8 protein-coding genes are annotated in these 10,770 nt (G+C 36.2%); 1 reads left to right on the forward strand and 7 read right to left on the reverse strand.

The features are described 5' to 3' along the window. Positions 1–27: 27 nt before the first annotated feature. A complete protein-coding gene (locus E1140_RS04845; RefSeq protein ID WP_155179623.1) occupies positions 28–975 on the forward strand; it encodes a phytochrome family protein in 948 nt (315 codons plus the stop codon). On the opposite strand, the gene E1140_RS04850 is transcribed toward E1140_RS04845, so the two are convergent. The 7 genes from E1140_RS04850 to E1140_RS21385 form a co-directional block, all read right to left on the reverse strand. Continuing rightward, positions 972–3,302, reverse strand: a complete 2,331-nt coding sequence (locus tag E1140_RS04850; protein WP_155179626.1) for a hypothetical protein — start codon at positions 3,300–3,302, stop codon at positions 972–974. The genes E1140_RS04845 and E1140_RS04850 overlap by 4 nt on opposite strands. Further along, a complete protein-coding gene (locus tag E1140_RS04855; RefSeq protein ID WP_155179628.1) occupies positions 3,293–4,411 on the reverse strand; it encodes a DUF4249 domain-containing protein in 1,119 nt (372 codons plus the stop codon). Before E1140_RS04855 ends, E1140_RS04850 begins: the two co-directional genes overlap by 10 nt. After that, positions 4,411–7,110 carry a TonB-dependent receptor gene (locus tag E1140_RS04860; RefSeq protein ID WP_155179629.1) on the reverse strand — a complete coding sequence of 900 codons (2,700 nt, stop codon included), beginning with the start codon at positions 7,108–7,110 and terminating at the stop codon, positions 4,411–4,413. Before E1140_RS04860 ends, E1140_RS04855 begins: the two co-directional genes overlap by 1 nt. Positions 7,111–7,233: 123 nt before the next feature. Further along, positions 7,234–7,938, reverse strand: a complete 705-nt coding sequence (locus E1140_RS04865) for a hypothetical protein (RefSeq protein WP_155179631.1) — start codon at positions 7,936–7,938, stop codon at positions 7,234–7,236. A 5-nt stretch (positions 7,939–7,943) separates the two neighbouring features. Then, positions 7,944–8,450, reverse strand: a complete 507-nt coding sequence (locus tag E1140_RS04870; protein ID WP_155179634.1) for a nuclear transport factor 2 family protein — start codon at positions 8,448–8,450, stop codon at positions 7,944–7,946. Between the two features lie 235 nt (positions 8,451–8,685). Then, a complete protein-coding gene (locus E1140_RS04875; protein ID WP_155179637.1) occupies positions 8,686–9,615 on the reverse strand; it encodes a nuclear transport factor 2 family protein in 930 nt (309 codons plus the stop codon). Positions 9,616–9,635: 20 nt separating this feature from the next. After that, positions 9,636–10,770: hypothetical protein (locus E1140_RS21385; RefSeq protein WP_185153434.1), on the reverse strand; the 1,135-nt coding region annotated here is incomplete at its 5' end.

A 10,770-nucleotide genomic window follows, 5' to 3' on the forward strand; every position in this document is an offset into this window, starting at 1 on the left:
ATTAAATTCATTAGAATGTATTGTTAAATGGCTAAAACCTTCGGTCCAGTATTTAAAATAAACAGCCCATTAAGAGAATTTGCCTTAATGATCTTTCTTGGATTGTTGTCGGCTTTGCTTGGAATGATAAAATTTGAAATTCCTGGAATTGATTCTATATCCAGTGATTTAAGAGAAATTCCATTGCTAATCGCTGTTTTTTACTGCAGACATCTTTGGGGTATTCTGATTATTTCTGTTCTCACATCGATCAGCACACCTTCTGAAGCTTCTATTATCACCTATTTTACAATGCATTTTATACCTCTAATCACCTTAATGTACAGCAAAATACATTTCGATAAAATAGATGATATAACTGAAGTACATTACGCCATGATATGGATAGGTTCAGCATTGGTGTATTATTACATATTAGTAGTTCCTATTTCTATAATATTGGATAAGCTGCAAAACCCAATAAGTGATCAACCCTTCTTTGATGTATATTTTACAATTGTCCCAACCCTTAGCTTCGAAGTAATCACAACTACTTTAATAACAAGTCTATACATCATCCAGCACAAAGTTCGTGACAAATTATACTATCAGAACCTAAATCTTGAAGAGATTGTAACGCAAAGAACGATTGAGCTGAGCGATGCTAATCAGGAACTGCAAACATTGAATGAAGAATTAGTGGCTTCTAATGAAGAGGTGAAAACTGTAAATGATAATCTTGAGCAGCTTGTTCTCGAACGGACAAGAAAAATAAATCAACAGTTAGAAAAAATCTCTAAGTATGCATTCATTAACTCACATCACCTTAGAGCTCCTGTAGCTAGAATACTTGGCCTGATAAACCTTATAAATCATGATGATAAAATCACTGTGAAAAATGAGTTATTGATAAAACTTAAAGAGTCTACTGACGAGCTAGATGAGATTATTAAGTCTATGAACAGACTACTGGATGAAGAAATTGATGATGTTTAATGAACAGTATTTACTTTAATGAATTTACTGGCACTAAATGGCTCGCCCATGTTAGTGATCCCCTCTAGCAATATCAAAACCTCACCAACGTCATCGGATAAATAGAATTCAAAAATACCTTCATTAGAACCGTTCATACTTACATCAGGATTCCAATAGATTGTAGATCTAAAATATGGGTGGTTCAAATTACCCCTCTCTTGAATATCTAGATTCTTAAACTTCATATTTCTATTCTGCCCATCAACAATATCGTCAGCTGAAACAGGCGGTCGCTCCTCCCCTGTTTTTGTTTGAATCATAATTATCCCATTCTTACCCAACAATCCCAAAGGCATCAATTTTTGTGGACTATTTACAACTTTGACCGTTAAAACATCTGCAGGTTTCAATGACAAAAAGTATTTAGTGTCCTTTGTAGCTATCCCATTAATGATATACAGAGGGCCATCTGTTGCCAAATCCATAGGCTGTGGTAAGGTTACTCTCACATATCCAAGATCCTTTTTCCCTCTATGAATTACTGAAGGAACAATTTCTCGAATCATCTCGTCCATGGTAGGGAATAGCTGATAATCCTGCACCTTCACATTAATGTCAGCACCATAAAGCCGTTGTTCAAAAGCGTCATTAGCATTATTTTGAACCTTCTCAACTAATGCCATATCAGCATTGGTAAAAAAGGAAAATGCTCTATTCACGGCAGCACTATTATTAGCAAACTCACCATACTTATCATGCATTTTTGATTCTGAAGCTGATGTAGGCTGAGAGAAGTCATCTACCTCTTCCGAATTCCATTTAATTTTCAAACCCTCAATTCTTCTACCTCTATAATTCTCAGCAAAGTAGAATATTTCATCTTGTCCATATTGCTCAGGGATCATTAACCAAACTTCACCATTATCCAAAACCGATGTTTCATAACGCCACATGCTCTTTTGCATATAAAAAACTATTTTAGTATCTGCTGGTACTCTTTCATTAGTCGAATCGTTGACATAAGCTATACCGCTTTTTCTCATAACGGTAGTGAACGCAAACGCTGGTTTAGGAGCCTGATCAGATAATATATCATCCCAATTCTCTTTGGCACCATTAACAATCAAATTATAATCTAATGTCTCTTGCCAGTTACTATCACTTCTATTAATTAAAAAATCGTCCTCAATTGAAGTCAATATGTTAAGTTCATCGCTCAATGAATTCACAGACTGTTGATGAAGTGCCTGATTCAAAACTCTTATTGAAACATTTTTAATACTACTCTTATCACTATCGAGTCTAAACTGAACTTTCACCTTTTCTCTAGGCTCAAAAGTTGATTTATCAAGCACTATACTCAAGTCAACAGCAGGTTCAGATCCATTATAGAAATCTCGTTCTGCCAGAGGCTTTCCTCCTGTGTCTAACAATGAAATATGTGCGACCCCATCGGGAATATTACTTTTTGGAATATTGAGTATAGTTATACCAGAACTGCCTTGGTTAAATGAAGCACTGTAAAGTATCCTTCCTCTTGCAGTTAAAATCAAAAAGAGATCCTTATTAATATATTTTGACCTCGGAGAAGTATAAAGTCTGACCTGTAATTCCCCTTTTCCTATACTTTTGAGGTTTAACGAATATCCATCTAAAACCGGTTTTGGCAAAAGTAGCTTGTCTGTGCCATGGGTTATGTAATATTCAGCACCATTGGCTGGAGTAACTACAAATGTTGCCTCTCCTGTGCCAGTGATTTCTGTACTAGCTACTAATTGTTCACTTTCTTCTTTTAAGGCAACAGTTCTTCCAGTACCTAGTCCGTTTACTACAATTTTATTTGGTACTCCAGCGATTAATTGGCCACCTTCAATACCTATTTTAGGCATTTTATTAACTGTTAATTTCTTTTGGATAACGACCTCAATTTCCTTTTTATAAATAAAATTACTTTTGAAATTTCGCATCCAACTGCTATAGCTAACTATATGATAGATTCCCGGCTGTAGTGACTTTGGGAGGGCCAATTGATTATATCCAAAACCATCTTTAACGGCATATTTAAAATGAACAAGAGAGTTACCATCTGAACCTATCAGGTGCAGGTCGAGCAACTGCCTGCCTTCTACTCCTATTAAATCTTCAGACAAAAAATATGCAGAAAAGTAGACGGTATCACCAGGTATAAACTTAGATTGGTTGAGACTTAAATGAAGCTTGGTCTTAGGAATAGTTCTTTGATATGAATCATACTTATCAACAACCTCATTAATACTCAATTGAGCATTCGCCTTCAGTAGCATAAACACATTGAGAAGAATAATTATCACTGATCTCAATCCCATTCTGCTGGCTTAAATGTGGAAGAATTTGGGTAAAAATTATAGCAGGCATCTGGTACTAAAAATTTTTCTGTCAATGGATATGGAACGTCTTCACGATATATGTACATCGACTTCTTTTTAATAGAAGTAGCCCAAAACAAACCAATAACAGTATCATTATTATTCGTTGGCTTTACATTACCTCTAATCTCTCCTGATGGGGGTTGGAATATGCTACTGGCATTGGTCTTCTGTGATCTTACCAACCTAAAAAAGTCAAAAGCATTTCTTGTCATGCTCATTTGCTCAATGGTGACCAAATATTTTTCGTAAAACGTGCCCACATCAATAGGCACCTCTGCAACCTTAATATTATTAAACTGATTGCCAGAGACTAACTGATCATCAGACAATTGTGGATATTCTTCATATTGGTAAGCGTAGCAAGTACAACAAGTGCACTCATCAACTTTTCCTAGTCGATTACCTGGACCGGGCAATACGATATAACCACTGCATGGAAGGGGTATTGGTCTTGGAATAGGATAAGCCGGAAGAATTTCTACTTTAAGTTCAGGATTAGTCTCTACCTTATATAACCCTCTAAATTTCCACCTCACATAATTTTCATCACTAACACCTGCTTCTGAGTCCACATATATATTGAACACATCATCAGTAATCTCACCAAAACCTTCATCCTTTAACCTGGCTTCATATTCATAACGTATATCAGTTATCTCTCCTACAGGGAATAGTTCATCGGACTCAGATTCATACTTTTTACCATCAATAGTTTCCATGGTAATGTGATAAGATCTTCCCACTTCACCTTGCATAGCACCATTAGTAACATACACCCCTGGCAGAGTCTCCACAAAATCTTCGCTATTACCAATATCATCGTGCAAAACAACCTTCATTTGCTCTACGGGAGATGCTCTTACGGTGTCTTCATTAAGGTCTAAGGCCTTTGTTACTTTAACAGTATAAGGTCCCGGATCAGTAGTTATGGATCCTTCAACAACTATTTGTTCATCTGCAGGGGGCACTTCAAAATTAATTGAGTCAACACACCCTAAAAAAAACGTTAATGAATATACCAATAATATAACTGTTCTCTTTTTCATTAGAATGTTATGTTATAGCTAATTGATGGAAAGATTGTACCAACAATTGATAATTGATTCGGTTTTGGAATTCCATTTTCAGAGTTTTTAAAGAATATGGTATAAGGATTCTTACGACTGTAAACGTTATAAACTGAAATCACCCAATTCCCTTTCCATTTTTTAGTTTTTTTGTGGTTTCCTTCGATTACCAATGCCAGATCAAGTCTATGATAGTCGGGTATTCTGTATTGATTTCTTTCAGAAAAGTAAGCCACAGTTGTGTTCTCAAGTTTAAATGCCGACAATGGAATAGTAACAGGCCTTCCTGTATGATAGGTAAACCCACCGGTAAAATAATACCTACGTGACAGGTTATATTTCCATGTAATATTCAATATATGTGGCTGATCAAAATTTGAAGGGTATTCTTTTCCATCATTTATTGACTCTACCTCTGTGGGGCCCGAAATGGTTCTAAACGACCGAGAATATGTATAGTTCAAAGAACCGGAGAGTCGACCTGAGTTTTTAAATAAGGAGAATTCCAACCCATATGACCTACCCTTTCCTTGCAATAATTCAGTCTCTATATGAGGATTCAGTACCAGCTCAGCACCATCTTTAAAATCAATAATGTCATTCATGTATTTATAGAACCCTTCAACGGATGTGCCATATTTCTTTTCTTTAAAATCTTTAAAAAAGCCAAGCGAGACCTGATCTGCTCTCTGTGGCTTGAAGTAGTAACCGCTAGGTTGCCAGATATCAACTGGAGTTACAGCTGTGGAGTTGGAAACTAAATGCAAGTATTGAAACATCCGATTATAACCAAACTTAATTGATGAATTGGCACTGGTCATTAATCGCATGGATATGCGAGGTTCAAAGCGCAAAAAGGCCTTGATGGGTTGAAAACTACCATAACTAGAAGTATCTGTAGCAGTTGTAACTTCTACTGGTTGTCCAGATTCATACTTAATAACCTCACCCGGTCCAAAATTTATAAAAAGTGGTAGCCGCAGTCCGGCTTCCAAAAACAAATAAGGATTAAGCTCTATTTCATCACCTACATAAAAAGCACTTTCTATTGCATATTGCTTATCAAGATCCACAAATCGGGCACTCGACTGATCACTTGTTGGCTCTAGAGAGCCAGGTTTAAACTTGTTGTGTGAAAATTGCCAGCCATAATTTAACTTATGGCTTCCCTTTTTTGTATATAAGGCAGCTTTTAATGTTAACGTATTGATTCTAAATGATAGTTCAGAAGCGGTTAAATAATCATTATTCAAAACACTATAGCCATAGGAACTCATACCAACTATGAATTCTCCATCTAAATTGTTGTTAAATCGGTGATCCAACCTGCCTGATATTTGAAGGTTATTCCAACGATAAGTTGAGTCACCGCTAAGGCTAAAACTATCATGGCTAGCATATCCAGAAACTGAAACTTTGGTATCCTTGTCTACCTTATGCGCTACTTTAATCATGCCATCATAAAATGATACTGAACTATTACTTAAATCAGCATAATCGGTATCAATTGAATGAATTAGCCAATTGCTATAGGTGGATCTTAATGAGGTTGAGATAGAGGTTTTATTCTTTTTAAGCGGCCCATCTACCATCAAACTACTGGTAACCATACCTATTCCCGCTTTAACATGCCACCCCTGAAAGTCTCCATCCTTTGATTGAATATCCAGAACTGATGAAATCCGTCCACCATATTTTGCCGGTGTTCCCCCTCTAAAAAAAGAGACCTCACTTATTGCATCAGAATTAAAGGCGGATAAAAAACCAAAAACATGAGAACTATTAAAGACTGGCAAACCATCATAGAGTATTAAGTTTTGATCAACACTACCACCGCGAACATTAAAACCTGATGCAGCTTCTCCAACAGTGGTTACTCCAGGTAAAATTTGTACTTGCTTTATTAAATCAACCTCCCCGAGAAATGCTGGCGCTCGCTTCAACTCCTTCATTACTAGTTGAGTTTCCCCAATTCTGCTGGTTGCCATTTCTTGGTTAGCCTGACCTTGGATTATAATCTCATCCAATAGAACAGATTGCTTTTCCATTTCAACATTAACTACTCCATTTGTGTAAGCAGTTAGGTCAATAATAGTTGGGTCATAGTCTATATAGCTGAATTTTAAAACATGCGACCCTGGAGCTAATTCGACTTCAAAGTTTCCTTGCTCATCCGTAGTAACTATCGCATCCGTATCAGTAACCTGCACATTGGTGTATGGCAATGGCTCTTCAGTTTTAATGTCTATAACCTTACCTGATATTGTAACATTTTTTCCTCGCTGCATTTGATCTGGAGAACCAAATCTATAGTTATCAATTTTACTATCTTGACTTAAAGCTGTCTGAATAGCCTGTTTCCTCTTTATGGCATTTGATGGATCTTTAATGATTACCAAAGCATCGGGATACATGGATATGAACCCTAGCTCCTTGCCATCAAACAGTATATTCAGTACTTCTTCTAATGTCTTTCCTGAATAATCTTTATCAACTTGTATGTCCTCAATCCAATCTGGTAAAAAAAAGAATCTGGCTCCTTCTGTATCACTAATTTCATTTAGAACCTGGGACAATGGTTTTGATTCTTCACTACCCTTAAACTTATATTCTAATATATTCTGACCACTTACCCATATGGAATTAAAGATAAATAAGCCGAATAGAATATATTTCATTTAGACTGACAGGTGTAAGATTAAAAAGCCATGCACTTTATATGCATGGCTTACAGAATTTAGAACTTGTCTAAAGTATGAAATAGTTAAACGGGTGTCAACACCGTTAGTGTAAAATGAATGTTAATTCAAAGTATACACCCAATCACTGTCTTTAAATTCAATTCTAACTATCTTTCTTGGTGATGTTTTCGATATAAAGAGCACCTGCTCGGCTACTCCTCCAGCAAATTCCAATCTATAGGTTTCAACCTCTCCCTTTGATGTGTCAATAATTTGATCAGAAGTTTTGGTCACTGTCACCAGCCTAAATTCACAGTCTGTCGGATTAAATTGCCAATACTGATAATGGCCCTTTTGGGTAAAATCAATAAGCGTTGGGAATAAAAATAACGAAGACAAGCGCTCCACTGCTGGTGCTCTCAATGTTGTATCCAAACTGCTGTATTCCTTTCCAAATAGTTGATTGTAATTTGATTCTGCTATCAACCTAATGCCACTGACTTTCGAAAATGACTGAAATGCTTTAGTGACATTAAAAGCGCCTTTAACATAAACGGAATCCCAACTCAGTTGGTCATTGAGATACGTTGTCATTTCTTCCTCAAGCTCAAAACTAGACTTCAGATGAGCCTTTTCGCTAACACTCCATTTACTATTGGTATGTGTTATTGTTATTTTAGAATAGCCTAAGGAATCTCTTCCGCTTGACATGGTAAAAATCAACTCCTGCTCAGAAAGCTCAGACAGGTTGATAGGATATGACTGCCCGTGGGCAGCCATATTCAACACAAACATACATACAACAAAATGAACTGTCTTTTTCATAGAAATTAACCCTCGGTTTTAAGCTGATTTTCATACTGCTGTATAAAAACCTTGTAGTCACCATAATCTCTATGTTGAATTACCTTGCCATCTTTAGTCGCCAGCACTATTACCATTGGCATTTTTTCAATGACAATTTCTTTCTTTGGGTTATCATTTGCAAAAGACCATGTAAGGTTGATCTCATAAATACCTACCCCGCTAGATATTATCTCTCGTTGTATTTCAACTTCTGATGAGTTAATTGACGCATAGTTATTGGTGAAAAACTTGTAAAGCGCCTCCTTGCCCTCAACCAACTTTCCTGCAAAGACGAACTTGGCCGTTGGATCCTGAAATGTAATGCTATCATGCATATACTCTTTCAGTTTGTCAAAATTGAAATCGAAATAGTTTTTAATATATTCCTTAGTAACTCTTTCAGTTTCAGATGTTATTTTACTGTACTTAGTTTGTGCGGTGCTAGCACATACCACTAGCAATAGGCAAAAAGATAAAATGGTGTGTTTCATAAATGTTTATTTAATACGAATGCTAAGAAACCTATTAATAAAACTTTTACTCAGAAAAAGGTATTGCAAAAGGTCCTATCAAATTAGATGGACTATATTTAGCGGTATCTGATAGCAAGAGGTTCGTTTTATGGACAAACTTTTCAGACCAAATAGATTGCATCAGGCAAATCATAGGGGCATTAATTACTAAATCGATATTCTAAATAAACATGCTGGCAATAAGTCAATTATTTCACTTTTGAAGGGCTATTTGCTTATTGTAGACGTTATAATCAGCAAAGTCAAAATGTTTTATAATCTTACCTTCTTTTATTTGAAGAATGGTCTTTATAGGAATATTTACATACACTCCCTCCTTTCCTCCAGTCCACGTTTTAGGTAAAACCATTGAAAACCTTGTATTAAGCATCACAAAGTTGCTGGCATAAAACAATCCATCAATTTCAACATTTAAAAACCCTGGATTTGAGTCAACTAAAACCCCCTTCCAAAACGATTTTACCTTGTCTTTTCCTTGCAGCTCGTAGTTCTGTGATTTGAAAACATTTTTAGCCGTTAGGTCTTTAAAATCAATCTGATCAGCATAAAATGATGCCATGGTTTCCACATCTCCGCTGGCATAGGCTTTAATGTAATTTCTTGCTATCTTGATATTAGTAGCCTCAGGGTAATCAACGTTGTGTTTTCCTTCCATTACTGATTTCATCTGTCTATCCCACCTATAATAATCTCCAAAGTCATGGTGTTCGGTAATTTTGTCATTTACAATTTTAAATATGGTGAACATTTCACCATTTGAAATTGCTGTTTTTTCACCTCTGGATATCGAGGACTCTAACATTAAATGAGTAACCACATAATCACCACTTACAAACTGGTCCAGAATGGAGATGTCCATATAATTAGGCTTTTTACTAAAAACCTTTTTCCAAAGCTTTAGCATCGTTTCTCGGCCATACTGTGTTTCTTCTAAGCCATACAGCTCAGAGACTATCAAATCCTGAAATTTTAGCGAATCATCCCAATAAGACCCCATTTTATCAAAGTCCATCTGCTCATAAGCATCAAAGAAGTTATTGGCAACAGTAAGCTTATCCGATTGAGCCTTCGCAACATTAAGATGCATCAGAGCTAGCAAAAAAAAGGTAAATGTGTACTTCATATTTGATCAAATTTTAATGTTTACTTTTTTACAACGTTCTGATTTACATCCAAATATTCAACTCCAATCTTTACCCCATTATCATCATATAGGTACCTTATAACCGCTACATTATCTCGTTTTCTTCCAACCAGTTGATCATTAGTGGTATAATATCTGGATTCTTTAATTGTACCATTATTGTTTCTTTGATGAACCACTTTATGCACATTCGAATTAGGGTTTGCTATTTTATCTCCGTTAGCATCCAGATAAAACTGAGAAAGTAGAAAGCGGCCATCATCAGACCATTGGTAGACTGTAGTGCTATAACCACCTATACCTGTCATAGGTCTTCCGGCAGCAGTCAAAAATGTTAATCGGGTGAAATTACCATATTGGTCTTTATCGAATTTCCATTTTTCTGCTCCAGACCAGTGAAGGGCAGGTTCTTTTTCTTTGTTATAAAAAGTGATTTCATCAAGTTCGTAACCATTAAATGAGTTTACTTCTCCTGCAGTATTAGAAGGTCCGATAGCAGGATTATTTTCGGTATCATAAACTTCCCACTTTAAAAACCTGCCTTGAGAATCATAGTAGTATTTTAGCCTCGCTGCACCACTTTCTGAAGCTGCCAGATTTCCTTCTTCGTCAATGTTATCCAAAATGGCAGGGTATCCGTCAGGCCCGAAAGTGATTCTGGTCCTAAGAAACTGAAACCCTCCTCTCAAAGGTAGTAAGCTATCATTTTCATCTCTTCTTTCTTCTATTACTCTACCATCATCTAAATAGGTCCAGTGGTAGACTTTTGTGCCAAACATATCCTTAGTTTGAAGTCTTTGGGAGTCTATAAATTCAAGGTTTAAATTTCTTCCATACTCATCTTTTGAATACACCTTTTCATAAACATCTCCCATTACGGAAATCTGATTCCCAAACCTATCAAAGAAGTGATGTCGTTCAACTTTGTCATCATAACTAATAACAGTCTTCGGAGCGTTTATATAGAGGTTTCCAAACCTGCCTTCAAAGTCCTTATAATGCTTCCCTATTTTGACATGGACTACAACCGGGCGGTTTAGCTTGTCAAAGTCTATCTGTAAATGAACTCTATTAGAAGCTTGCTCAAAGGTTATTGGCACAGCACCTTTAAAAGGTGTTAGTGGTGACTCCCAA

The organism is Fulvivirga lutimaris (genome assembly GCF_009711525.1).
GTDB classification, from domain to species: Bacteria; Bacteroidota; Bacteroidia; order Cytophagales; family Cyclobacteriaceae; genus Fulvivirga; species Fulvivirga lutimaris.